The sequence below is a fragment of the Ancylobacter mangrovi genome (assembly GCF_024752355.1).
GTDB classification, from domain to species: domain Bacteria; phylum Pseudomonadota; class Alphaproteobacteria; order Rhizobiales; family Xanthobacteraceae; genus Ancylobacter; species Ancylobacter mangrovi.
This window is the reverse complement of the sequence record NZ_JANTHZ010000001.1, coordinates 981599-1006217: the sequence shown is the minus strand read 5'-3', so window position 1 is coordinate 1006217 and position 24619 is coordinate 981599. Positions and strand designations below refer to the sequence as shown.

The window sequence follows — 24619 nt, the reverse complement described above, 5'->3', positions numbered from 1 at the left end:
GCGCTCACGCGCCGCCGGCCACCTGCCGCTTCGCGGCGGTCAGCGTGTTCTGCAGCAGGCAGGCGATCGTCATCGGCCCGACCCCGCCCGGCACCGGCGTGATGGCGCCGGCAACGCCCTGCGCCTCTTCGAAGGCGACGTCGCCGACCAGCCGCGTGCCGCCGTCCGGCTTCGCCACCCGGTTGATGCCGACGTCGATCACGGTGGCGCCGGGCTTGATCCAGGCGCCGCGGATCATTTCCGGGCGGCCGACCGCGCCGATGAGGATATCCGCGCGGCGGCACACCTCGGGCAGGTCGCGGGTACGCGAATGGGCGATGGTGACGGTGCAGTCCTCGCGCAGCAGGAGCTGCGCCAGCGGCTTGCCGACAATGTTCGAGCGCCCGACCACCACCGCCTCCAGCCCGGCAAGCGAGCCCAGATTGTGCTTCAGCAGCAGGATGCAGCCGAGCGGCGTGCAGGGCACCAGCGCGTCGAGCCCGACGGCGAGCCGGCCGGCATTGACCACGTGGAAGCCGTCGACGTCCTTCGCCGGGTCGATGGTGGCGAGCACCGCCTGCGCGTCGATATGGGCGGGCAGGGGAAGCTGCACGAGGATGCCGTGCACGGCGGGATCGGCATTGAGCTGGCGCACCAGCGCGAGCACTTCGTCCTGCGAGGCCGAGGCCGCCAGCTTGTGCTCGATCGAGGCCATGCCGGCCTCGACAGTCTGCTTGCCCTTGTTGCGCACATAGACCGCGCTCGCCGGGTCCTCCCCGACCAGGACCACGGCGAGGCCGGGCGTCACGGCCGTGCGAGCCTTGAACTCGGTCACCTCGTCGGCGATCCGTGCGCGCAGGCCCTCGGCGAAGGCCTTGCCGTCGATCAGGCGGGTCTCGACCATGGGGCTCTCCTCAGTCCCGAAACACGACCGTCTTGCGGCCATTGATCAGCACCCGGTCGTCGAGGTGCCAGGCCAGCGCGCGCGCCAGCACGCGCCGCTCGATGTCGCGCCCCTTGCGCACCAGGTCCTCGGCGCTGTCCTGATGGGTGATGCGCTCCACGTCCTGCTCGATGATCGGCCCCTCGTCGAGGTCGGAGGTGACGTAGTGCGCGGTGGCGCCGATCAGCTTCACGCCGCGCATATGCGCCTGGTGGTAGGGGCGGGCGCCCTTGAAGCCGGGCAGGAAGGAATGGTGGATGTTGATGCAGCGTCCCGAGAGCTTCGCCGACAGCCCGTCCGAGAGCACCTGCATGTAGCGCGCCAGCACCGCGATCTCCGAGCCGGTCTTCTGGAACAGCTCCCAGAGCTGGGCCTCCTGCTCCATCTTGGTTTCCTTGGTGATCGGCAGGTGGTGGAACGGGATGCCGTCAAGGTCGAGATGGGCGTAGGTCTCGCGCGGGTAGTTGGCGGCGATGGCGGTGATGTCCATCGGGATCTCGCCGATGCGCCAGCGATAGATAAGGTCGGCGAGGCAGTGGTCGAAGCGCGAGACCAGCAGCATGACCTTGCGCTTGCGTGCCCGCGAGCGCAGGCGCCAGTCGAGGCCGAACTTCTCCGCCAGCGGCAGGAACTTCTCGCTCAGGCTCTCCAGCGTCTCTTCGCCCGAGACGCGCTCGAAGGAGACGCGCATGAAGAAGCGCCCGCTCTCCGTGTCGTCGAACTGCTGGGCCTCGAGGATGTTGCAACCCTGCTCGAACAGGAAGTTGGCGACGCCGGCGACGATGCCGGGACGGTCCGGGCAGGAGAAGAGCAGGATGTAGGTGTTCGACTCGTCGGTCATGGCGGCTCTCGTCGGGGCGCCCTGCGCCGCCGCCGATCCCCGGACGGGACCGGCAGGCGACGGGCGGTATGTGGGCGCGGGTTTTAGGGGAGATGAGGCGTCGAGGGAAGCGCGCAACACGCCGCGGTCAACCTCGACGGACGAAGCTCAGTCCGTACTCGGCGCCCGAGGCGATGAGAAAGCGGGCAAAGCCCACCGCATGGCTGCGCCCCACCAGAATGACATGGCGGTCCGGCGCCTCCCGCCACAGGGTGAGGTTGATATGGGCGACATTTGTCGTCGCCGCGCGGCCGGGCGGGAACGCCGACGGGTGGAGGTCGATCGTCACGCCCTTGGCGAGCAGATCGTCCACGCGCGGGCCGGCGAGCGTGAAGGCGACGTAGCCGTCGGTCTGCTCGGTGATCGCTGCAAAGGCGGCGAGCGGGGCGAGGCGTCGGCTCATGTCACCGGGCGCATCGCAGAGCACGAACCATCGGCCCGGGCCGGCTCCGATGGCGCTCATGCCCTCGCTACGGGACACCTGCGGTCCGTCGCCGAGGTCGAGGCCGAAGGCCTGCCGCATCGCCGCGACCAACGCGGCCATCTGCCCACGCCGCGCGGCGAGGGTGGCGAGACCCGGCGGGTCGGACATCTCAACCGTGATGCCCGGGTTCGCCTGCGGGCCGTATCGGCCGGCGGGCGGCATGCGGGTGACGGGGCCCATTTCGAGCACTGAGGTCATGGCAGGTACATCCCGGCGAACGGGGGGCGCGATCGGGCAGGTTCACACACGCTGACGGCTCCCTTCCGGATCGATGAAGGCGGGCGAACAGATCTCGACCTCGATATCGCCGCCGCGGACCGGGTCATAGGCGCGCACGCGCTCGCCGATGCGCGCCGGCCCGTTCTTCAGCAGGCCGAGGCCGATCCACTGGGCGAGATGGGGCGAGAAGGCGACGGAGGTCATGTAGCCCTCGTCATGGGCCAGGTCGGCGGGCGCGCCGAGGGGCAGGAAATGCGCGCCGGCGCGCAGGCGCTGCGCCCCGTCCACCGGTCGGAAGCCGACGAAGGTCGGGCGGTCGGGATCGGCGAGGCCGGGGCGCGCGGCCAGGACGCGGCCGATATAATCTTTCTTCGTCGACGCCATGCGCCCGAGCCCGAGGTCGCCGGCCGTGGTCTGGCCGCTCAGCTCGTTGCCCGAGACGTGGCCCTTCTCGATGCGCAGTACGCCGAGCGCCTCGGTGCCGTAGGGCGTGATGCCGAAGGCTTCGCCGGCGGCCATCAGCGCGCGGGCCAGCGCCTCGCCCTGCCGGGCCGGCACGGCGATCTCGTAGCCGAGCTCGCCCGAGAAGGAGAGCCGGAAGATTCGCGCGGCGACGCCGCCCATCACCGTGGCCTCGACCGCGCCCATGAAGGGCAGGCCCTCATTGGAGACGTCGAGCGGGGCATCCACGATCTTCGCCAGCACCTCGCGCGAGCGCGGGCCGGCGAGGGCGATCTGCGCCCATTGCTCGGAGATCGAGGCGAGCGTCACGTCGAGCTCCGGCCACAGCACCTGCAGGCAGAATTCGAGGTGCTGGTAGACCTTGCCGGCATTGGCGGTGGTGGTGGTCATCACATAGTGGTCGTCGGCGAGGCGGGCGGTGGTGCCGTCATCCATGACGATGCCGTCCTCGCGCAGCATCACGCCGTAGCGCGCCTTGCCGACGGCCAGCTTGGCGAAGCCGTTGATGTAGACGCGGTCGAGGAAGGTGCCGGCGTCGGGCCCCTGCAGGTCGATCTTGCCGAAGGTCGAGACGTCGATCAGCCCGACCGACGCGCGCACCGCCTTCACCTCGCGGTTGACCGTCTCCAGCCAGTCGCTCTCGCCGGGGCGCGGGAAATATTGCGCGCGCAGCCAGGGGCCGGTCTCGATGAACACGGCGCCCCGCTCCTCCGCCCAGCCATGGGTCGGGGTGAGGCGGGTGGGCCGGAAATCCTTGCCGCGATGGTGGCCGCCGAGCGCGCCCAGCGCCACCGGCGTGTAGGGCGGCCGGAAGATGGTGGTGCCGGTCTCGATGATGCCGGCGCCGCTGAGCTCCGCCATGATGGCGAGGCCGGCGACGTTCGAGGTGCGCCCCTGGTCGGTCGCCATGCCGAGCGTGGTGTAGCGCTTGAGGTGCTCGACCGAGCGGAAGCCTTCCTTGTGGGCGATGCCGACATCCTTGGCGGTGACGTCGTTCTGCTGGTCGACGAAGGCCGGACCCTTCGAGCCGTGCACCTGCCAGAAGGCGGTGATCGCGGCGGGCGTGTCCTTCGTCGCCGGCAGGTCGAGGGCGGCCGCGGTAAAGCCGAGGTCGCCCGCGGCCTCTGCGCCCAGCCTCGCCCCTTCCGTCAGGATGCCGGACAGTGCGAAGGTGCCCCGTGCCGCGCCCGCCACCGTCATGTCGGGCGGCGTGCCGCCGGGCACGAAGGCGGCAATGGACGCGTCCCACACCGGCCTGCCGCGATGGTGGCAGGTGAGGTGGACATTGGGCGACCAGCCGCCGGACATGGCAAGTGCGTCGCAGGCGAGCGTCTCGTTGCGCCCGTTTGCCCGGACCGAGATGCCGGTGAGCTCGCCGCCGACCAGCCGGCCGGCGGTGCCGGTCACCTGCCCGTCGAGGATGGTGCGAAGGTCGCGCGCCTTGGCCTGCGCCATCAGCGACGGGGCGACCTCGCGGCGTATGTCGATGATCGCCGCCACGGCGACGCCTGCCGCGGCGAGATCGAAGGCTGATGCCCACGCGCCGTCATTGTTGGCGAAGACGGCGACCGTGCTGCCGACGGCGACGCCGTAGCGATTGGCGTAGCTGCGCGCGGCGCCGGCGAGCATCACGCCCGGCCGGTCGTTGCCGCCGAACACGATCGGCCGTTCGGTTGCGCCGGCCGCGAGCACGGTGCGTTTCGCCGCGATGCGCCAGAGCCGCTGGCGCGGCTGGAACGGCGCGGGGACGGGCAGATGATCGCCAACCCGCTCCACGGCGCCATATTCGTCGTCATAGACGCCGAACACGGTGGTCCGCGTCATGATCCGCACGTTCGGCAGGCTCGAAAGTTCGGCGACGATGCCCGCCGCCCAGTCGCTGGCCGCCTTGCCGCCGATCTCGACGGCCTCGGCATTGAGCCGCCCGCCCGGCAGGAAATCCTCGTCGGCGAGAATGACCCGCGCCCCTGCGCGCCCGGCGGCGAGGGCCGCCATCAGCCCGGCCGGCCCGGCGCCGATCACCAGCACGTCGCAGAAGGCGTTGGCCTTCTCGTAATGGTCGGGGTCGGCCTCCGCGGCGGCGTGGCCGAGGCCGGCGGCGCGGCGGATCACCGGCTCGTAGAGCTTCTCCCAGAAGCCGGCCGGCCACATGAAGGTCTTGTAGTAGAAGCCGGCGCCGAGGAACGGCGACACCAGCCCGTTGACGCTGAGCGCGTCGAGCTTGAGCGACGGCCAGCGGTTCTGGCTCGACGCCTCCAGCCCGTCGAACAGCTCGGCGACGGTGGCGCGCGTGTTCGGCTCGCGGCGGGCGCCGGTGCGCAGTTCGACCAGCGCGTTCGGCTCCTCCGGTCCTGCCGAGAGGATGCCGCGCGGGCGGTGATACTTGAACGAGCGGCCGACGAGGCGGACGTCGTTCGCCAGCAGCGCCGAGGCGAGCGTGTCGCCGGCGAGGCCGGAATAGCTCACGCCGTCGAAGGTGAAGGAGAGGGGGCGGGCGCGGTCGACGAGACCGCCCGTGGCGAGGCGGCTCATTCGGCCCCTCCCGCGAACTGCGCCTGCGAGACGACATGGGTGAGCGTGTCGCGCTCGACCTTCACCCAGCGGCGGCAGCCGGCGGCGTGGTACCACCATTCGGCATGCGCGCCGGCCGGATTGTCGCGCAGATAGACGTAGTCGTGGAACGCGTCCTGCGCGTCCGGCGCCTCGGGATCGGGACGGGTGGGCGTCGCGTCGCCCAGATAGGCGAACTCGGCGGAATCGCGCGCGCCGCAATAGGGGCAGGGAATGCGCATCAGTGCAGGTTCGGCTGGGCGCCGACTCCCTTTTCGTCGATGAGGTGGCCGGTGCGGAAGCGGTCGAGCTTGAAGGCGGTGGCGGTCGCGTGATCGCGGTCGGTCGCCAGCAGGTGGGCGAAGCACCAGCCCGAGGCCGGCGTCGCCTTGAAGCCGCCATAGCACCAGCCGGAATTGAGGTAGAGGCCGGGACGCGGCGTGCGGTCGATGATCGGCGAGCCGTCCATCGACATGTCCATGACGCCGCCCCACATGCGCAGCAGCCGCAGGCGGCCGATGCGCGGCATCAGCGCCATGCCGCTTTCGGCGACGTCCTCCACCACGGGAAGATTGCCGCGCTGGGCGTAGGAGTTGTAGCCGTCGATGTCGCCGCCGAAGACGAGCCCGCCCTTGTCGGACTGGCTGATGTAGAAGTGCCCGGCGCCGAAGGTGACGACGCCGTCGATCATCGGCTTGAGCCCTTCGGACACGAAGGCCTGCAGCACGTGGCTCTCCATCGGCAGGCGCAGGCCGGCGTGCTTCGCCACCCGCGAGGAGGAGCCGGCGACGGCGAGGCCGACCTTCCCCGCCCGGATCGGGCCGCGCGAGGTCTCGACCCCGATGATGGCGTCGCCCTCGGTGAGGAAGCCCGTCACCTCGCAGTTCTGCACGATGTCGACGCCGAGCTGGTCGGCGGCGCGGGCATAGCCCCACACCACCGCGTCATGCCGCGCGGTGCCGCCACGCCGCTGCAGCAGACCGCCGCGGATCGGGAAGCGCGCATTGTCGAAGTCGAGGAACGGGTACATGGCCCGCACGCCTTCGGTATCCAGCAATTCGCTGTCGGCGCCGGCGAGCCGCATGGAGTTGCCGCGCCGGGCGAAGGCGTCGCGCTGCGCGTCGGAATGGTAGAGGTTGAGCACGCCGCGCTGGCTGACCATGGCGTTGTAGTTCACCGCCTGCTCCAGCCCTTCCCACAGCTTCATCGACCATTCGTAGAACGGCTCGTTGCCCGGCAGCAGGTAGTTCGAGCGGATGATGGTGGTGTTCCGCCCGGCATTGCCGGAGCCGATATAGCCCTTCTCGATCACCGCGACGTTGCGGATGCCGTGCTCGCTGGCGAGGTAGAAGGCGGTGGCGAGGCCGTGGCCGCCCCCGCCGACGATGACGACGTCATAGGCGGGCTTCGGCGCGGCATCGCGCCAGGCGGGTTTCCAGCCTGATTGGCCGGACAGGCCGTTCTTCAGGATGCTGAGGAAGGAGTAGCGCATCAGGGCCTCGCGCGATCATTGGATCGAGCTTTAGAACGTGCCCGTGCTGGTGATAATATAAGTTTTGGTTATAGCTACGAACGCGCTCGTGGCGCGCCCACCGGCGGAAGGAAAACCATGGCCTCACCCGACGCGCTGCCCTTCGATCTGCGTGGCCTCGACATCTTCCTCGCCGTCTGCGAGGCGGGAACGATGGCGCAGGCTGCGCGCCGGCTCTCGCTCACCCAGCCGGCGGTGTCGCAGGCGGTGGCGGACCTCGAGCGGCGCATCGGCGTCGTGCTGTTCGACCGCAGCGCCCGCCCGCTCGCCCTCACGGCCGCCGGCGGCGCACTGCGCCAGCGGGCGAGCGCGCTGCTCTCCGAGGCGCGGCAGATCGCGCCGCTGCTGCGCGAGGCGGAGCATGCCCGGCTGCCGCTGCTGCGCGCGGGCCTCGTCGACTCGCTCTCGCGCGCGCTGATGGCACCGCTGGCGGGAAAGCTGGACGAGATGGCGGAGCAGGCCTCGGTGCTCTCCGGGCTCACCGCCTCGCATGCCGGGGCGCTGCTGACCCGCCAGCTCGACCTGCTGGTCGGCGCGGACGACCTCGACGAGATCGAGGGGCTGGAGCGCTGGCCGCTGCTGAGCGAGCCCTACGTGCTGCTGATGCCGGCGGACGTCGCTCCGCCGGCGCGGCCGGCCGATCTCGTCGCGCTCACGCAGACGCTGCCGCTGGTGCGCTTCTCCGCCCGCTCGAAGACCGGGATGGAGGTGGAGCGGCATCTGCGGCGGCTGCGTCTCGATTTGCCGCGACGCCTCGAATTCGACACCCCCTACGGGGTGACGGCGAGCGTCGCCGCCGGGGCGGGCTTTGCCATCACGACGCCGCTCTGCGTGTTCGAAGCCGCGCTGGCGCTGGACGGGCTCGCCTGCCGCCCGCTGCCCGGGCCGGGGCTGGTGCGGCATCTGACTCTGATCGCCCGCCGGCAGGAGCTCGGCCGGCTACCGCGCGAGATCGCCGCCTTCTGCCGCGCCCAGCTCGCCGGCGTCATCCCCGCGCTCCGGGACCTCGCCGGCCCGGCGAGCGACGGCCCGCTCCACGTCGAGGGCGTCGGGCCTCAGCCCGGATAGCGCCGGACCGCCAGCACGGCGTTGAGGCCGCCGAAGGCGAAGCTCGAGGAGATGGCGACCTCCGGCGAGGCGGCGCGCGAGGCGTTTGGCACGCAGTCGACGTCGCATTCCGGGTCGGCCTCGTTGAAGCCCATGGTCGGCGGCAGGAAGCCCTCGCGCAGCGCCAGCACGGTCGCCACCATGTCGAGCGCGCCTGAGGCGCTCAGCGTGTGGCCGTACATCGACTTGGTCGAGGAAACCGGCAGCGCCGCCAGCCGGTTGCCGAAGACGAGCCGCATCGCGGCGCTCTCGGTCTTGTCGTTCAGCGGGGTGGCGGTGCCGTGGGCGTTCACGTAGTCGACCGCCTCGGGCGCGATACCGGCGTCCTCCAGCGCCAGGCTCATGGCCCGCGCGCAGCTTTCCGTGTCCGGCGCGGTCATGTCGATCCCGTCGGAGCTCATGCCGAAGCCGGTCATCTCGGCGAGGACGGTGGCACCGCGCGCGCGGGCCCGCTCCAGATTCTCCAGCACGATGACGGCCGCGCCCTCGCCAAGCACGAGGCCGGAACGGTCCCTGGAGAAGGGATGGCAGCCTTCCGGCGAGAGCACGCGCAGCGCCTCCCAGGCCCGCAGCATGCCCGGCGTCATCGACGCCTCGGCGCCCCCGGCAACGGCCACGTCGAGCATGCCCGAGCGCACCATGTGGAACGCCGTGCCCATGGCGTGGCTCGCCGAGGAGCAGGCCGAGGCGATGCCGAAGGCCGGGCCGTGGATGCCGAGATCCATGGTCACGACGCTCGCCGTGCCGCTCGGCATGGCGCGCGGCACGGTGAAGGGATGCGGGCGCGGGGCCTTGTCGAGATAGAGCTTCTGGTAGCCCTCCTCCATCGTCCAGTAGCCGATGGAAGCCGAGAAGATCGCGCCGGCCCGGTGCGAGGCGACGCCCTCGAGCGCCCCGCCGGACTGCGCCACCGCCTCGCGCGTCGCGATGAGGCCCATCTGCGAGCTCCGATCCAGCAGGCCGAGCTGGCGCGGCTCGAAATAGGCCTGCGGGTCGAATTCCGGCACCTCGGCGCCGATCTTCGAGCGCAGCGTGGTGGCATCGACCCGGCGCAGCGGCCCGATGCCCACCGTGCCCGCCTTCAGCCCGGCGAGATGGGAGGCGACGTCGAGGCCCAGCGCCGAGACGGCGCCGAGACCGGTAATCGCGACGCGTGCGCTCATCAGGCGGTCTTCGCCGAGGGGCCGGCGGCCCCGGGCGCCGCGCTCTTGGCGTTCTTGGCCGCGAGCAGGCCGGCGACGTGCTCGACCAGCGTGCCGACGGTCACGTCATTGCCGTTCAGCGGTCCGTCATTGGGGATCTCGATGCCGAACCGGCTTTCGAGCTTGAAGATGGTCTCGATGAGGTCGAGCGAGGAGATGCCGAGCTCCGCGACGGGGGTCTCGGGCGTCAGCAGGCTCGAATCGACCCCGACTTCGCCGGAGATGAACGCGATGATTTCAGCGACGGCGGGATCGTCTGTCTGCATGCAACTGCTCGGTTTTGCGGGTCCCGCCGGTTGGCGGGGACATCTCTGATTTAACGCTTGGTAGCACAGGAAAGGGTGTTCTCGAACCAGCGTCAAATGACCGACATATGTGTCTGGCGCATGTCACGCGTGCGAAGCGCCTTACGGTACGGCGGAAGCCGGCTGCGCCCGCATCAGCCTGGAAAGGAACTGCAGCGAGGCTTTCGGGGTGCGCTCCAGCGTGTCGAAATCGACCCGCACCACGCCGAAGCGCCGGCGCTCGCCCTCCGCCCACTCGAAATTGTCGAGCAGCGACCACACGAAATAGCCGTTGAGCGCGCAGCCCTGGCGGATCGCGGTCGCGCAGGCCTCGAGATGCTCGCGGATATAGGCGACGCGCTCCGGGTCCTGCACCACGCCGCCGGCGGGAGCGGGGTCCTCGTAGCAGGCGCCGTTCTCGGTCACGTAGACGGGCGGGTTGCCGTAATGGTCGCGCAGTCGCGCCAGCACCTTGACCAGCCCGTTGGCCTCGATCGGCCAGCCGAGCAGGGTGCGCGGCGTGCCCGGCGGCACCGCGCCATAGCCGGCCTGCGCGAGGAAGGCGCCGGGGTCGTGCTTGATGTAGGACGGCCCGTAATAGTTCACGCCGAGGAAATCGACCGGCACGCGGATCGTCGCCATGTCGTTGGCCGCGGTGAGCGGGGCGAAATAGCGCTCGAACTCGGCCGGGTAGCGGCCGTGGAACAGGGGATCGAGGTTGATCGTGTTCCAGCAGGCGTCGAAGCGGCCCGCCGCGGCGACGTCCTGCGGCGTGTTGCTGGCGGGATAGATCGGCTGCAGCGAGAACACGGTGCCCAGCGCGAGGTCGCGGCGTTCGGCGCGGATGGCGGCGATGCCGGTGCCCTGCGCGAGGTTCTGGTGGTGCTGCGCGGTGACGTAGCTCGCCCAGCCGGTGAGGCCCGGCGCGTGGTTGCCGAAGCCGTGGCCGAAGATGGCGTGGACCGAGGGCTCGTTCAGCATCGCCCAGGGCCGGACCCGGTCGCCGAGCCGGGCAACCGCCGCCCGGGCATAGTCCGCGAACCAGTTGGCGATGTCGCGATTGTGCCAGCCGCCCCGGTCCTGCAGCGCCTGCGGCAGGTCCCAGTGGTAGAGGCAGGCCATGGGCGCGATGCCGCGCTGGAGCAGGCGGTCGACCAGCCGGTCGTAGAAGTCGAGTCCGGCGGCGTTCACCGGCCCGGTGCCCTGAGGGATCACGCGCGGCCAGGCGATGGAGAAGCGGTAGGCGCGAAAGCCCGCATCGGCCATCAGGTCGACATCGCCCGCGTAGCGATTGTAGTGGTCGCAGGCGACGTCGCCATTGGTGCCGTCGGCGATGCGGCCGGGCGTATGCGAGAAGATGTCCCAGATCGAGGGCGCGCGCCCGTCCGCCTTCACCGCCCCCTCGATCTGGTAGGCGGAGGTCGAGGCGCCCCAGATGAAGCCGGAGGGCAGTTTCGGCATCGGCGCCTGTGCCCGCGCCGGGCCGGGAAGCGCCGGCAGCGCGGTGGCCGCGGCGGCGCAGGCGAGGAAGTCACGGCGGCGAAGCATCGGCGGTCTCCCTGGCCTCAGGATGCGATGAGCCGGATCAGCATCAGCACGGCGACGGCAAGCGCTCCCTGAAGCAGCGTGCCGAGCGAGAGCCGCGCCAGCAGCGCGCCGGGGGTGAAGCGGCCCGCATTCGCAACCAGCCAGAAAAATCCGTCATTTATATGCGGTGCGCACATCGCCCCCGCTCCGACCGCGAGCGCGGCGAGCGTGCGGCCGGCGGGATCGCCGAGGCCGAGCGGGCCGACGAGTTCCATCACCATGCCGGAAGCGGTGATCGCCGCCACCAGCGAGGAGCCCTGCAGCGTCTTCACCACGGCCGCCAGCGCGAAGGGCAGCAGCAGGGCGAGCGGCCCGGCGGGCGCGAGGCCGATCAGGCGCTCGGCATTCATCTCCGCCATGCCGGTCTCCTGCGCGATCTTGGAGAGGCCGCCAGCGGCGCCGATCAAGAGCAGCAGGCCGGCGGCGCGGGTGAGCGCCAGGCCGACCCATCCCTCCTCGGACAGACCGCCCGGCGGCCAGAACCAGCTCAGCAGCAGCATCAGGCCGGTTCCGACCATGAGCAGGATCGCCGGCCGACCGAGCGCCAAAAGGAACTCGCGGTTCGAGCCGCCGCCCAGCGGCTCGCTGGCGATGTCGCCCAGCGACTGCGTGATGAGCATCGCCACCAGCACGAGGCTGACCGCGACGAGCGCGAAGCTGGCCCGGCGCGGCGCGTGCAGGCGCTTGCCATCGACGAGCTCGGCGGTCTGCGCGGGAGCGGTCCCGCTCGCCGTGGTCGTCCTCGCGAGCACGGTGCCGAGGGCGCCGAGGAGCAGGGCGAGCGGCAGGCCGATCTGTGCCGCTAGCATCCAGTCGGCGCCGAGGATGGTGGCGCTCGCCAGCATCACCGGCGCGGGGATGAGCACGCCGTGGCTGGCGGAGAGGCTCAGCCCCAGCACCAGGGCGGAGCGCGGGCTGTCGCCGCTTATCGCCCGGCGCAACGGGTTCAGCACCGCGAAGGCGGCCGCCGGCGTCGAGCCGAGGCCGGCGAGGAGGCCGATGATCGCCAGCGGCACCGAGCGCGTGCGCCAGCCGCGCGCCCTGGCGGCGAGGAAGTCGGTCGCCCCCGCGCCGTCGGCGATGGCGGCGATGAGGGCCGCAGCGAGGACGATGAGGCCGGGCGTGTTGACGGCCTGCGCGAAGCCGAGGCCGAAGGCCTTGCCGACATAGGAGGTCGACATGCCCGCCGCATAGCCGAAGCCGATGGCGACGAGCGTCAGCGCGAGGAAGGTCTGCACCCGCCCGCGCCGGACCATGAGCACGAACAGGATCAGCGCGACGAGGAGGTAGGCGGCCTGGTAAAGCGACATGGATGACGGAGGTCGAGGGCGGGAGCCAACTCGATTAGCGCGCGGCGGGCGCGCTGTCACCGTGCGTCTGGCGGTGCAGCGGCGATACGCCATCCCCCGGCGCCGCGCGACGGCCCATTGCTCCGCTCTCGCGGCTCACATAGCGTGCCGCCTCATGAGGCCCGCCCCGTTCCGCCTGTTCCACATCCTCCTGCTTGCCGCGCTGCTGGCCGTGCCCGGCGTCAGCGCGCGGGCGCAGGACGGCTTCGTGCGGGCGGAGGGCACGCGCTTCGTCAATCCGGACGGGTCGACCTTCCACATCAGGGGCACGAGCTTCGGCAACTGGCTGCTGCCGGAAGGCTACATGTTCAAGTTCGAGGTCCAGCGCGCGCCGTACCAGATCGAGGACGTGATCGAGTATCTCGCCGGCCCGGAGGAAGCGGCGCGGTTCTGGCACGACTTCCGCGACGTCTATGTGCGCGAGGACGATATCGCCTTCCTCGCGGCGGCGGGCTTCACCACGGTGCGCATCCCGCTGCACTGGAAGTTCTTCCTCGACCCGGCGAACCCCTCGCAGGTCGACCCGCAGGGCGAGGGCTGGGCGCTGATCGACCGGGCGGTGGGCTGGGCGAAGGCGTATGGCATCAAGGTCATCCTCGACATCCACGCCGCGCCCGGCGGCCAGACCGGCGTGAACCATGACGATGGCGTCGGCTATCCGCTGACCTTCTACGTGCCCGAGTTCAGGCGCCGCACAATCACGCTGTGGCGGGCGATCGCCACCCGCTATCGCGACGAGACGGCGGTGCTGGGCTACGAGCTGCTGAACGAGCCGATCTCGCCCTACAGCGACATGGACTATCTCAATCCGCGCCTCGAGCCCTTCTACGAGCAGATCACGACGGCGATCCGTGCCGTCGACCCGAACCACCCGGTGATCCTTGCAGCGGCGCAGTGGAGCACGAATTTCGCCGTGTTCGGCCCGCCCTTCGCCGACAACCTCGCCTACACCTACCACAAGTTCTGGGCGAGCCCCGAGCGGCGCGAGGTGCAGGCCTATGTGAACTTCGCCAATCGCTGGGGCGTGCCGATCTTCCTCGGCGAGACGGGCGAACTCACCGATGCGTGGAACGCCAAGTACCGCGCGCTGAACGAGCGCTTCGGCATCGGCTGGAGCTTCTGGACCTACAAGAACCTCGATTCCCGCTCCACCATCGCCTCGATCGTCAAGCCCGAGGGATGGGACGCGATCGCCCGCTTCGGCAGTGTGCCGCGCAGCGCCTGGGCCGGGATGGAGAAGCCCTCGCGCGAGGCTGTCGCCGCCACGCTGCGGGCCTATATCGAGAATGCGCGCTTCGCCAATTGCCGCATCAACCGCAGCTACGTCGCCTCGCTGGGGCTGAAGGCGCCCTGAGCCCTGGCCCGGCGCTCAGGCGTTCAGCTTGCCGAGCACCGTCATCAGTTCGGAGACCTTGCGGCGCTGCTCGTCGGCGTCGCCGGAGGCGATGGCGTGCTCGACGCAATGGGCGACATGGTCCCGCAGGACCTCTTCCTCGACCTTCTTGAGCGCCGCCCGCACCGCCGCCACCTGGGTTACGATGTCGATGCAGTAGCGCTTGTCCTCGACCATGCGCGCGATCCCGCGCACCTGACCCTCGATCCGGTTCAGGCGTTTCAGACAAGCATCGCGCGTATCGTCCTGCATGCTTGCCATATACCCATGCGGGGTATATATGGCAAGAGCTACATACCCATATGGGGTATATGAGAGGAGATCGTCATGGCGGAGCATGGTCACGGGCCGAAGGAGACGGGCGGGTCCTGTTGCGGCGGCCACGATCATTCACATCATGACGCCGGCCATGCGCATTCCCATACGCATGATCACGCAGGCGCCGCGGGCACGGCCGGCCAGATGGTGAAGGACCCGGTCTGCGGCATGGACGTCGATCCCGCCACGGCCAAGCACCAGGCGGATCACGACGGCACGACCTATTATTTCTGCTCGGCGGGCTGCCGGTCCAAGTTCGTTGCCGACCCGCAGAAATATCTGCCGGCCGAGACTGCGGAGGCGGGCGGTTCCTGCTGCGGCGGCCATGGTCATGGTCATGGTGACCATGGCGATCATGGCGGCCATGGCCACGGCCATGCGGGCACCGATGCCGGCGAGACGATGAAGGACCCCGTCTGCGGCATGGACGTCGATCCCCATACCGCTCAGCACCGCGCCGAACATGGCGGGCGGACCTATTATTTCTGCTGCAACGGTTGCCGCACCAAGTTCGTGGCCGACCCGCAGAAATATCTCGAGCCGCGCGCGGCCGAGCCGGTGCCGGAGGGCACCGAATATACCTGCCCGATGCATCCCGAGATCCGGCAGATCGGCCCCGGCACCTGCCCGATCTGCGGCATGGCGCTGGAGCCGATGCTGGTGAGCCTCGACGACGGGCCCAATGAAGAGCTGGTCGACATGACCCGCCGCTTCTGGGTCGGCCTCGCCCTCGCCGTGCCGGTCTTCGTGCTGGAGATGGGCGGGCATCTGTTCCCCGCGCTCCACCATCTCGTGCCGGGTCCGGTGTCGGTCTGGGTCCAGCTCGTGCTGGCGACGCCGGCGGTGCTGTGGGCCGGCTGGCCGTTCTTCGTGCGCGGCTGGCAGTCGGTCGTCACCCGCAACCTCAACATGTTCACGCTGATCGCCATCGGCACCGGCGTCGCCTATCTCTACAGCCTCGCCGCGGTGCTGGCGCCGGGCCTGTTCCCGCCCGCCTTCCGCGCGGCGGACGGCACGGTGCCGGTCTATTTCGAATCGGCGGCCGTCATCACCGTGCTGGTTCTGTTCGGCCAGGTGCTGGAGCTGAGGGCCCGCGAGCGGACCTCGGGCGCGCTCAAGGCGTTGCTGGACCTCACCCCGAAGACCGCCATTCGCCTGCGCGGCCGCGACGGCGGGGCCGACGAGGACGAGGAGGAGGTCCCCGTCTCCGAGATCGTGGTCGGCGACCGGCTGCGCGTGCGCCCCGGCGAGAAGGTGCCGGTCGACGGCACGGTCGAGGATGGCCGTTCGGCGCTGGACGAGAGCCTCGTCACCGGCGAGGCTATGCCGGTGACCAAGCAGACCGGCGACGCGGTGATCGGCGGCACGCTCAATCGCTCCGGCTCGCTCGTCATCGTCGCCGAGAAGGTGGGGCGCGACACCATGCTTTCGCGCATCGTGCAGATGGTCGCCGATGCGCAGCGCTCGCGCGCGCCGATCCAGCGCCTCGCCGACCAGGTGGCGGGCTGGTTCGTGCCGCTGGTGGTCGCCTGCGCCGTGCTCGCCTTCATTGCCTGGGCCGCCTTCGGGCCGGAGCCGCGCTTCTCGCATGCGCTGCTGGCGGCGGTCGCGGTGCTGATCATCGCCTGCCCCTGCGCGCTCGGCCTCGCCACCCCGATGTCGATCATGGTCGGCGTCGGGCGCGGGGCAGGGATGGGCGTTCTGATCAAGAACGCCGAGGCGCTGGAGCGCATGGAGAAGGTCGACACGCTTGTCGTCGACAAGACCGGCACGCTGACCGAGGGCGCGCCCTCCGTCACCGCCATCGTCCCCGCCGAAGGTTTCGACGAGGCCGAGGCGCTGCGCCTCGCCGCGGCGGTGGAGCGGCTTTCCGAGCACCCGCTCGCCCGCGCCATCGTGAGCGCGGCGCAGGACCGCCGGATCGAGATCCCCAAGGTGCGCGGCTTCGACAGCCCGGTCGGCAAGGGTGCCTACGGCCTCGTCGAGGGCAAGCGGGTGACACTCGGCAGCGCCGCCTTCCTGACCGAGCTCGGCATCGACGCTTCGCCGCTCACCGAGCCGGCGGACGAGCTGCGCCGGGAAGGCGCCAGCGCCATCCTGATGGCGGTGGACGGCAAGGTCGCGGCGGCGATCGCCATCGCCGACCCGATCAAGGCGACCACGCCGCAGGCGCTCAAGGACCTCGCCGCCGAGGGCATCCGCGTGGTGATGCTCACCGGCGACAACCGCACCACGGCCGAGGCGGTGGCGCGCCGGCTCGGCATCGCCGAGGTCGAGGCGGAGGTGGTGCCCGAGCAGAAGGCGGCCGTCGTCGAGCGGCTGAAGAAGGAAGGCCGCGTGGTGGCGATGGCCGGCGACGGCGTGAACGACGCACCCGCGCTCGCCAGCGCCGATGTCGGCATCGCCATGGGCTCGGGCACGGACGTCGCGATCGAGAGCGCCGGGCTGACCCTGCTGCGCGGCGATCTCGGCGGCATCGTCCATGCCCGGCGCCTGTCGCAGGCGACGATGCGCAACATTCGCCAGAACCTGTTCTTCGCCTTCATCTACAACGCGGCGGGCGTGCCGATCGCGGCGGGCGTGCTCTACCCCGTGTTCGGCCTGCTGCTCTCGCCCATGGTGGCCGCGCTCGCCATGTCGCTGTCCTCGGTGAGCGTGATCTCCAACGCGCTGCGGCTCCGCGCCGTGAAGATGTAGGACACCCGCAAGGCCGGCCGTTCCCGCGGCCGGCCTTGTCTTTTGCCGTTTTATGTAATAATTGAAGTTACATGAAACGCGACAGCCGCCTCTCATCCGTGCTCCACGCCCTGCTGCACATGGCGGGGAGGGAGGAGCCGATGACCTCCGAGGAACTCGCCGCCTGCATGAACACCCACCCGGTGGTGGTGCGCCGGACCATGGGCCTGCTGCGCGAGGCCGGGCTGGTGCGCTCGGCACGCGGGCATGCGGGCGGGTGGCGGATCTCCGCCGACCTCGGCAAGGTCACGCTGCGCCAGCTCCACGCCATCCTCGGCGAACCGGCGATCTTCGCCATCGGCAACCGCAACGAGACGCCCGACTGCCTCGTCGAGCAGGCGGTGAACGCCGCGCTGGACGACGCCTTCACCAGGGCCGAGGCGGTGCTGCTGGAGCGCTTCGCCGACATCACACTGGCCGATCTCGCGGCCGACTTCGCCCGCCGCATGGCGGCGCGCCGGGAAGGACATCCACATGCATGACGTCATCATCATCGGCGGCAGCTATGCCGGCATGGCCGTCGCCCTCCAGCTCGTACGGGCGAGGCGGCAGGTGCTGGTGATCGACGCGGGGAGGCGGCGCAACCGCTTCGCCGACGCGTCGCACGGGTTCCTCGGCCAGGACGGCGCCGACCCGGCCGAGATCGCACGCACGGCGCGAGAGCAGCTCTCCGCCTATCCGACGCTCGACTGGATCGAGGGCACGGCCGCGGGCGCCTCGGGAATGCGCGACGCCTTTCACGTCACGACGACGGACGGTGCCCGCCACGAGGGACGGCGCCTGCTCTTCGCCACCGGCGTGAGCGACGCGCTGCCTTCCATTCACGGGCTGGCGGAGCGCTGGGGACGCAGCGTGTTCCACTGCCCCTATTGCCACGGCTACGAGCTGGACCGCGGGCAGATCGGCGTGATCGCCACCGGGCCGATGTCGGTCCACCAGGCGCAGATGGTGGCCGAATGGGGCGAGACGACGCTGTTCACCAATGCTTCCGTCGCGCCCGATGCCACCGAGCGCGCGGACCTCGCGGCGCGGGGCGTCGCGGTGGAGGAGACGACGATCGCCCGGCTCGACGGCGTGGCCGGGGTGGTGCTGGCGGACGGGCGGCGGCTCGACTTCGCCGGGCTGTTCACCCTGCCGGCCAACGCGCCGGCGACGCCGGTCGCGACGACGCTCGGCTGCGAACTGGCCGAGACGGCGTTCGGCACCCAGATCCGCACCGACGGGGCGAAGGAGACCAGCGTGCCCGGCGCCTTCGCCTGCGGGGACGTGGCGCGCATGCCGCATTCGGTCTCGCTGGCGGTGGCGGACGGGGCCTTCGCCGGCATGGCGATCCACCGTTCGCTGGTGTTCTGACCCCGGCCGGCGGACCGGCCCGGGGTTAGAGGCGGGCCGTGAGCCCGCCGCTCACTCCCCCGCCGCTCACTCGGCCGCCATGCGCAGCATCGGCGCTTCCGTCTCGACCGGCATGGCGCCGGCGACGGTCTCGGCGATGATCTGCGCGGTGGCGCAGGACAGCGTCCAGCCCAGATGCCCGTGGCCGGTGTTGTAGAACACGCCCGGCTTCGCGCCGGCGGCGACGCGCGGCATCATGTCCGGCATCATCGGGCGCAGGCCCGCCCAGGGCACGCAGCGCTCGGTCGAGACCTCCGGGAACAGCTTGCGCACCCAGTCGGTGAGCGGGCGGATGCGGTCGGCGCGGATGTCGCGGTTCTCGCCGTTGAACTCGGCGGTGCCGGCGACGCGGAAGCGGTCCTTGCCGAGGCGCGAGGTGACGATCTTGGTCTTGTCGTCGAGCAGGCTTACCCAGGGGGCGCCGTTCCGGCTCGCCTCGTCGTCGAGCATGACGGTGATCGAATAGCCCTTTACCGGATAGATGTTCACCCGGTCGCCGAGCCCGGAGGCAATGGCGCGCGAGCCGATGCCGGCGCAGACCACCACGCCGTCGAAGGAAAGCGTCTCGCGCACCGGCGCCGCGTCCTCGGAGGCGGGCGCCACGGTGAAGGCGATCTCGACCCCGGTCCCCTCCGGTCCCTTGCCGGTGTGGGTGACGCGCTCCACGCTCGCCTCGTTGACGAAGCGCACGCCGCGGGCGCGGCACACCTCGGCGAGGCCGAAGGTGAATTTGTGGATGTCGCCGGTGGAATCGGACGGGGTGTAGAAGCCGCCATAATAGGAGCCGTGCAGGGTCGGCTCGATGGCGCGGATCTCGGACGGCGTGACGGCGCGGCGCTCCAGCCCGCCGGCGGCGTAGAGCTTCGACACCTGCGCCGCAGCGTCATAGGCCTTGCGGTCGCGGTAGATGTGCAGGATGCCGCGCGTCTCGTGGTTGAAGTCGATGCCCTCGCGGCGGGCGATGTCGAACATGTAGTCGCGCGCCGAGATGGCGAGGCGCGTGGTCTCGATCGTGTTCGCCTTGTAGTTCGGGATGTTGGCGAGGAACTCGGCCATCCAGGAATATTTGTGCCAGGAGGGCTTGGGGTTCATCAGCAGCGGGGCGTCGGGGGTGAGCATCCACTTGATGCCCTTCATCACCGTGGCCCAGGAGTTCCACACCTCGGCATTGGAGGCCGAGAGCTGGCCGCCATTGGCGAAGGAGGTCTCCATCGCCGCATAGCGCTGGCGGTCGATGACGGTGACGTCATAGCCCTTCTCGGACAGGGCGTAGGCGGTGGTGATTCCGGTGATTCCGGCTCCGACAACGGCAATCTGGCGCATGGGATGCTCCCGCGCTTGAGGACGACGAAACCGGCGCCCGTCATGGGCGTTCCGGTCGGCTGTCCCCAATCTGTCGCGGTACCTGAGAGCTCGCCCCGAGACGGAACGGCGACACGCCGCTTGCCTTCCCGGGCTTCCCCTTCGGTGGACGTCCTGACGCTCGAAACGGCCGGCGCCGACGCCTCTCTCCAGATTGTCCTGACTATGCGGTCCGTGGTGCCTGAGAGTTTCCTGGGGGGTTGCTCCGTCGGCGCCGACACCTGTCCGGGAGGACTGTCGGTCTCTCCCGCATAATCACTAGCAGACGCCTATATGCATCGCACAAAAGCATGCCCGATTCAAGGGCACAGACGCCGTTCCGCCCTTCGTGAACGCCATTCTTTACCGTCCCAGCACCAAGCCCCCGCACCCCTCGCGGGGTCGGGCGGATGAGCACGGAGCGCCCTCCAGGAGGGCGCGCGGGGCGCCGGGGCGGAACGCTCCGGCGGTCGCCTGCACCGTGTGGGAAAGGTGGTGCAAGCCTTTAGTCAACCGTCCGACGCGCCGCTCCCGGCGCCCCGCACGCGGTGTTTGAGGCTTGCTCCCTGCGGCCCCCGGAGGACTTACCGTTGCTATCCTCCGCTGTGGCGCGGCACGCCGGCGAACCGGCATGCCGCCCGGTGGACCGCGGTGATGCGGCCCGGGAACGCAAGGCTTGGGCCGCCACGGGCCGAGGGTGCGTTATCCCTTTCCCATGGCCACCGCCCCCGTCCCGCGCGAGCCGGCCGCTCCGGTTGCGCCCCCTTGCCGGGACAGGTGCGGTCATTATCGCCCCGCCCATGGGGGGTGCGGATAAGTTTTTCCGGGAGGGGGATGGGAGGCGCGAGCTGCCGCTCCCCCGAAGGTGAGCGGCCCTGTGCCGGGTGAGGGACGGGAGATGGACGCTTGCCGGGTGAGGCGGGCGCGCCCGAGCCTTGGTCGGCTTTTCTTCCTGCCCGCCGTCACGGGGCGGCTGCCCCGCGAGGGCAGGTGCAGGAAGAGGGCGATCGGCTTACGCCGGCTCGGTCCCTGCCGCACCCCGGGCCGCCACGGTGCCACGAGGGCATGCGGCGCGCCGGGGGCGGTCCGGAGCGGGCGGGCGGCGGCGGACATCTGACCCGTCCGCGGTACGCCGGCTGACGCTCAGCCTCTATATCTCCACCCGTCAGGCGTTCCGCTCGTCGGGGTCGCCCGCCGCGCCGCCGCGCTTCCGCTTCTGGCCCACGGGCGCCCCCTCCCTCACACGCTCGCCGCGTCGAGGCCGAGGTCGAGGATGGGGGCGGAGTGGGTCACCCAGCCGACCGAGATCAGGTCCACACCACTCGCGGCGATCGGGCCGACCGTCTCGCGCGAGACCCGGCCCGAGGCCTCCGTCAGCGCCCGCCCGCCGACCATGGCGACGGCGCGGGTCAGCGTCGGCGGGTCCATATTGTCGAGCAGCACCGCATCGACGCCCTCGGCCATCGCCTCCTCGAGCTGGGCCAGCGTGTCGACCTCGACCTCGATCTTCACCATATGGCCGGCATTGGCCTTGGCGGCGCGGATGGCGGGGACGACGCCGCCCGACACCGCGATGTGGTTGTCCTTGATCAGCACCGCGTCGTCGAGGCCGAAGCGGTGGTTGGAGCCGCCGCCCGCGCGCACCGCGTGCTTCTCCAGCGCCCTCAGCCCCGGCGTGGTCTTGCGGGTGCACACGATGTGCGCCTTGCCGTGGGCACGGGCGATCTCGACCAGCCCGGCGGTGGCGGTGGCGACGCCCGACATGCGGCAGGCGATGTTGAGCGCCACCCGCTCGGCGGTGAGGATCGCGCGGGCCGGACCCTCGAGCCGCATCACCGTGTCGCCGGGGGCGAGGGCGCTGCCGTCGCCGCGCTCGACAACGATGTTCAGCGTGGGGTCGATCAGCTCGAACGCGATCACCGCCGCGTCGATGCCGGCGAGGACGCCGGGCTGCCGGCTGGCGATGACGGCGGTGAAGCGGGCATCGGCGGGAACGACGGAATCCGTCGTCACGTCGCCCGCGCGGCCGAGATCCTCAAGGAGGGCGGCGCGCACGACCGGCTCGACCAGCAGGCGGGGAAGCGGGGGAAGGGAAGGCGTGTTCATGGCGTCCATCCGGAAGGGCATGGCCGGCCGCGCCGGCCGGGACCGATGAAGGGGTGGGGCCTTCCGGCGCCGGGCCGGGAGGTGGGTTGGAAGGCGCGCGAGCGGCCGGGTCAGGCTATCAGGCCGTTGGCTCAGGCCACCTGCCGCACCGCGTCGGCGCCGGCGTCCGGCGCGGCGAAGGGCGCGGTGCGCGAATGGAGCGCCTGCGCGGCCGGCTCGGGATGGTCGGCGCGGAAATGCCCGCCCCGGCTCTCGGTGCGCGTGAGCGCCGCCTCGGCCACCAGATGCGCGACCAAGGCGAGGTCGTCCTCGCCGCCGGCCGACAGCTCGGCGAGGCGGGCGATGGCGCTTTCCAGCCCCGCCGCCTCGCGCACCACGCCGACCTGGCGCTCCATCAGCGCGCGGATCTCCGCCCGCGCCGGGGAGGGACGCAAGGGAGCGCCGGGAGCGGGCAGCCGGCCAAGAGCGTGCATGGGCGAGCCGGCGATGTCGGCGGCGATGGCGCGGGCGCAGACCAGCGCCTCCAGCAGCGAGTTGCTGGCGAGCCGGTTGGCGCCGTGCAGCCCGGTCGAGGCGACCTCGCCGCAGGCCCACAGGCCGGCGACGCTGCTGCGCCCCGCCGCGTCCACCTCGATGCCGCCCATGTGGTAATGCGCCGCCGGCCGCACCGGGATCGGAGCCTCGGCCGGGTCGAGCCCGTGCGCGCGGCACAGCGCGACCACGCCGGGAAAGCGGCGGGCGACGCCCTCGAAGCGGGCGTCGAGCACCACCGGCCGGCCGGCCGCGATCTGCGCGAAGATGGCGCGGGCGACCACGTCGCGCGGGGCGAGCTCGGCGCCGGGGATGGCGGCCATGAAGCGCTCGCCCCGCGCATTGTAGAGCCGCGCGCCTTCCCCGCGCAGCGCCTCGGTGGCGAGCGGCATGGGATCGGCGCCGGCGGCGATGGCGGTGGGGTGGAACTGCACGAACTCCATGTCGCGCAGCACCGCGCCGGCGCGCGCGGCCAGCGCCAGCCCGGAGCCGGTGGCGCCGAGCGGGTTGGTGGTGGCGGCGTAGAGCCCGCCGAGCCCGCCGGTCGCCAGCACCACGGCGCGCCCGGCGAGGGCGGCGACGCGCGCGTCGCGGTCCTGCACCGCGACCCCGGCGACGCGGCCCTCGGCGTCGGTCAGCAGGCGGATGGCGCGCTGGCCGGCGAGGACGTGGATCGAGGGGCAGGCGAGGGCGGCCTTCGCCAGCGTCTCCAGCACCACGCGGCCGGTGCCGTCGCCCTCCGCATGGACGATGCGCCGGCGCGAATGGGCGGCTTCCAGCCCCAGTGCGAGGGTGCCCGTGCCGTCCCGGTCGAACGGCGTGCCGAGCGCGACCAGCCAGTCGATGGCGCCCGGCGCGGCCTGCGCGATGCGGCGGGCGACCTCCGGCTCGGTGAGGCCGGCGCCGGCGTCGAGCGTGTCCTGCGCGTGCAGCTCGGGCGCGTCGTCCGGGCCGATGGCGGCGGCGATGCCGCCCTGTGCCCAGCCGGTGGCGGCCTCCGCCCCGAGCGGGGCGGCGACCACCAGCGTGACCGGGAGCGGGGCGAGGGCGAGCGCCGTGGCGAGGCCGGCGACACCGCCGCCGACGACGATGACGTTCTCGGGCGAATGGTCCACCGGGTCGCTCCTCAGCGGATGGCGAGCATGCGCTCGACGGCGAGGCGCGCGCGGTCGGCGACGAGCGGGTCGATCTCGACCTGGTGGGTCATGGTCTCCAGCGCGCGGCGGATGTTCGGCAGGGTGATGCGGCGCATGTGCGGGCACAGGTTGCACGGGCGCACGAACTCGACCTCCGGGTGGCTGACGGCGACATTGTCGGCCATCGAGCACTCGGTGATGAGCACCACGCGTGCCGGCTTGTGGTCGCCCACATAGTCGGCCATGGCGGCGGTGGAGCCGGCGAAGTCGGCCGCCTCGACCACCTCGGGCGGGCATTCGGGATGGGCGAGCACGACGACGCCGGGATGGCTCTCGCGCAGGTCGCGTATGTCGGTCGGGGTGAAGCGCTCATGCACCTCGCAATGGCCCTTCCAGGCGATCAGCTCGAGCTCGGGCACCTCCTTCTGCACATTTTGCGCGAGGTACTCGTCGGGCAGCATGAGGATGCGGTTGACGCCCCATTCCTTCGCCACCGCCCGTACCACCTTCACCGCGTTGCCCGAGGTGCAGCAATAGTCGCTCTCGGCCTTCACCGCGGCCGAGGTGTTGACATAGGTGACCACCGGCACGCCGGGATAGCGGGCGCGCATCAGGCGCACATCCTCGGCGGTGATGGATTCGGCGAGCGAGCAGCCCGCCTCCATGTCCGGCATCAGCACGGTCTTGGAGGGGTTCAGGAGCTTGGCGGTCTCGGCCATGAAGTGCACGCCGGCCATGACGATGACGTCGGCGTCGACGGTCACCGCCTCGCGGGCGAGCGCCAGGCTGTCGCCGACGATGTCGGCCACCGTGTTGAAGATTTCCGGGGCCTGGTAGTTGTGGCCGAGCACCACGGCGTTGCGCTGGCGCTTCAGGGCCTCGATGGCCTCGACGTCGCGCACGATGAGCGGCCATTCGGCCGGGGTGACGTGCGCCGACACCCGCTTGTAGAGATGGGCGAGCGGCATCTCGCGGGGCGCGTGGTCCGGCGCGAAGCCGGGGGCGGCGGTGTTGGCGTGGTCGGCACGGGCAGCGACGTCGAACTCCAGCATCGCGACCTCCCTTATGCTCGTTTTGAGTATATCCTGG

General features: G+C 71.0%; 20 protein-coding genes and 2 riboswitches. Of the genes, 5 read left to right on the top strand and 15 right to left on the bottom strand.

The features are described from left to right. Window positions 1-4: 4 nt before the first annotated feature. The 6 genes from folD to NVS89_RS04725 form a co-directional block, all read right to left on the bottom strand. The gene (gene folD, locus NVS89_RS04750) at window positions 5-883 is read right to left on the bottom strand and encodes a bifunctional methylenetetrahydrofolate dehydrogenase/methenyltetrahydrofolate cyclohydrolase FolD (RefSeq protein ID WP_258731341.1); all 879 of its coding nucleotides are present in this window, start codon (window positions 881-883) and stop codon (window positions 5-7) included. A 10-nt stretch (window positions 884-893) separates the two neighbouring features. Then, window positions 894-1763 carry a formyltetrahydrofolate deformylase gene (gene purU / locus NVS89_RS04745; protein WP_258731340.1) on the bottom strand — a complete coding sequence of 290 codons (870 nt, stop codon included), beginning with the start codon at window positions 1761-1763 and terminating at the stop codon, window positions 894-896. 127 nt (window positions 1764-1890) lie between these two features. Then, window positions 1891-2484 carry a sarcosine oxidase subunit gamma gene (locus NVS89_RS04740; RefSeq protein ID WP_258731339.1) on the bottom strand — a complete coding sequence of 198 codons (594 nt, stop codon included), beginning with the start codon at window positions 2482-2484 and terminating at the stop codon, window positions 1891-1893. Window positions 2485-2526: 42 nt separating this feature from the next. Beyond that, window positions 2527-5499 (bottom strand): sarcosine oxidase subunit alpha family protein, encoded by a 2973-nt coding sequence (locus NVS89_RS04735; RefSeq protein WP_258731338.1) that lies wholly within the window; start codon window positions 5497-5499, stop codon window positions 2527-2529. Further along, complete coding sequence (locus NVS89_RS04730) at window positions 5496-5759, bottom strand: sarcosine oxidase subunit delta (protein ID WP_258731337.1); 264 nt, start codon at window positions 5757-5759, stop codon at window positions 5496-5498. The genes NVS89_RS04735 and NVS89_RS04730 overlap by 4 nt, the downstream gene beginning before the upstream one ends. Beyond that, window positions 5759-7009 (bottom strand): sarcosine oxidase subunit beta family protein, encoded by a 1251-nt coding sequence (locus tag NVS89_RS04725; protein ID WP_258731336.1) that lies wholly within the window; start codon window positions 7007-7009, stop codon window positions 5759-5761. Before NVS89_RS04725 ends, NVS89_RS04730 begins: the two co-directional genes overlap by 1 nt. Before the next feature lie 117 nt (window positions 7010-7126). On the opposite strand from NVS89_RS04725, the gene NVS89_RS04720 reads away from it, so the two are divergent. Then, complete coding sequence (locus NVS89_RS04720; RefSeq protein WP_258731335.1) at window positions 7127-8116, top strand: LysR family transcriptional regulator; 990 nt, start codon at window positions 7127-7129, stop codon at window positions 8114-8116. Here NVS89_RS04720 and NVS89_RS04715 read toward each other — a convergent pair. The 4 genes from NVS89_RS04715 to NVS89_RS04700 all read right to left on the bottom strand — a co-directional run bounded on the left by NVS89_RS04715 (window position 8104) and on the right by NVS89_RS04700 (window position 12538). Then, window positions 8104-9318 carry a beta-ketoacyl-[acyl-carrier-protein] synthase family protein gene (locus tag NVS89_RS04715; protein WP_258731334.1) on the bottom strand — a complete coding sequence of 405 codons (1215 nt, stop codon included), beginning with the start codon at window positions 9316-9318 and terminating at the stop codon, window positions 8104-8106. The genes NVS89_RS04720 and NVS89_RS04715 overlap by 13 nt on opposite strands. Continuing rightward, a complete protein-coding gene (locus tag NVS89_RS04710) occupies window positions 9318-9623 on the bottom strand; it encodes an acyl carrier protein (protein WP_258731333.1) in 306 nt (101 codons plus the stop codon). Before NVS89_RS04710 ends, NVS89_RS04715 begins: the two co-directional genes overlap by 1 nt. Before the next feature lie 141 nt (window positions 9624-9764). Continuing rightward, window positions 9765-11189, bottom strand: coding sequence for a GH1 family beta-glucosidase (locus NVS89_RS04705; RefSeq protein ID WP_258731332.1), 1425 nt, complete (start codon window positions 11187-11189; stop codon window positions 9765-9767). A gap of 17 nt (window positions 11190-11206) precedes the next feature. Then, window positions 11207-12538 (bottom strand): GntT/GntP/DsdX family permease, encoded by a 1332-nt coding sequence (locus tag NVS89_RS04700; protein WP_258731331.1) that lies wholly within the window; start codon window positions 12536-12538, stop codon window positions 11207-11209. Window positions 12539-12692: 154 nt separating this feature from the next. Between NVS89_RS04700 and NVS89_RS04695 the strand changes: the two genes are divergently transcribed. Beyond that, window positions 12693-13931, top strand: coding sequence for a glycoside hydrolase family 5 protein (locus NVS89_RS04695; protein WP_258731330.1), 1239 nt, complete (start codon window positions 12693-12695; stop codon window positions 13929-13931). 15 nt (window positions 13932-13946) lie between these two features. Here NVS89_RS04695 and NVS89_RS04690 read toward each other — a convergent pair whose 3' ends face one another. Further along, window positions 13947-14222, bottom strand: a complete 276-nt coding sequence (locus NVS89_RS04690) for a metal-sensitive transcriptional regulator (protein ID WP_258731534.1) — start codon at window positions 14220-14222, stop codon at window positions 13947-13949. Between the two features lie 75 nt (window positions 14223-14297). Here NVS89_RS04690 and NVS89_RS04685 point away from each other — a divergent pair, with 75 nt between their 5' ends. From NVS89_RS04685 to NVS89_RS04675, 3 genes are all read left to right on the top strand, one after another. Beyond that, window positions 14298-16985, top strand: coding sequence for a heavy metal translocating P-type ATPase (locus tag NVS89_RS04685; protein ID WP_374114517.1), 2688 nt, complete (start codon window positions 14298-14300; stop codon window positions 16983-16985). A 71-nt stretch (window positions 16986-17056) separates the two neighbouring features. Beyond that, on the top strand, window positions 17057-17506 hold the full coding sequence (locus tag NVS89_RS04680; protein WP_258731329.1) for an Rrf2 family transcriptional regulator: 450 nt from the start codon (window positions 17057-17059) through the stop codon (window positions 17504-17506). Beyond that, window positions 17499-18377 (top strand): NAD(P)/FAD-dependent oxidoreductase, encoded by an 879-nt coding sequence (locus tag NVS89_RS04675; RefSeq protein WP_258731328.1) that lies wholly within the window; start codon window positions 17499-17501, stop codon window positions 18375-18377. The genes NVS89_RS04680 and NVS89_RS04675 overlap by 8 nt, the downstream gene beginning before the upstream one ends. Before the next feature lie 66 nt (window positions 18378-18443). Here NVS89_RS04675 and NVS89_RS04670 read toward each other — a convergent pair whose 3' ends face one another. The 4 genes from NVS89_RS04670 to nadA all read right to left on the bottom strand — a co-directional run bounded on the left by NVS89_RS04670 (window position 18444) and on the right by nadA (window position 24582). Further along, window positions 18444-19739, bottom strand: coding sequence for a D-amino acid dehydrogenase (locus NVS89_RS04670; protein ID WP_258731327.1), 1296 nt, complete (start codon window positions 19737-19739; stop codon window positions 18444-18446). Window positions 19740-19805: 66 nt separating this feature from the next. Beyond that, a riboswitch (glycine riboswitch) is annotated at window positions 19806-19935 on the bottom strand. Window position 19936: 1 nt separating this feature from the next. Then, a riboswitch (glycine riboswitch) is annotated at window positions 19937-20038 on the bottom strand. Window positions 20039-20996: 958 nt separating this feature from the next. Next, complete coding sequence (nadC, locus tag NVS89_RS04665; RefSeq protein WP_258731326.1) at window positions 20997-21863, bottom strand: carboxylating nicotinate-nucleotide diphosphorylase; 867 nt, start codon at window positions 21861-21863, stop codon at window positions 20997-20999. Window positions 21864-21994: 131 nt separating this feature from the next. Continuing rightward, the gene (locus NVS89_RS04660; RefSeq protein ID WP_258731325.1) at window positions 21995-23509 is read right to left on the bottom strand and encodes an L-aspartate oxidase; all 1515 of its coding nucleotides are present in this window, start codon (window positions 23507-23509) and stop codon (window positions 21995-21997) included. 11 nt (window positions 23510-23520) lie between these two features. Next, the gene (nadA, locus tag NVS89_RS04655) at window positions 23521-24582 is read right to left on the bottom strand and encodes a quinolinate synthase NadA (protein ID WP_374114516.1); all 1062 of its coding nucleotides are present in this window, start codon (window positions 24580-24582) and stop codon (window positions 23521-23523) included. Window positions 24583-24619 lie beyond the last annotated feature (37 nt).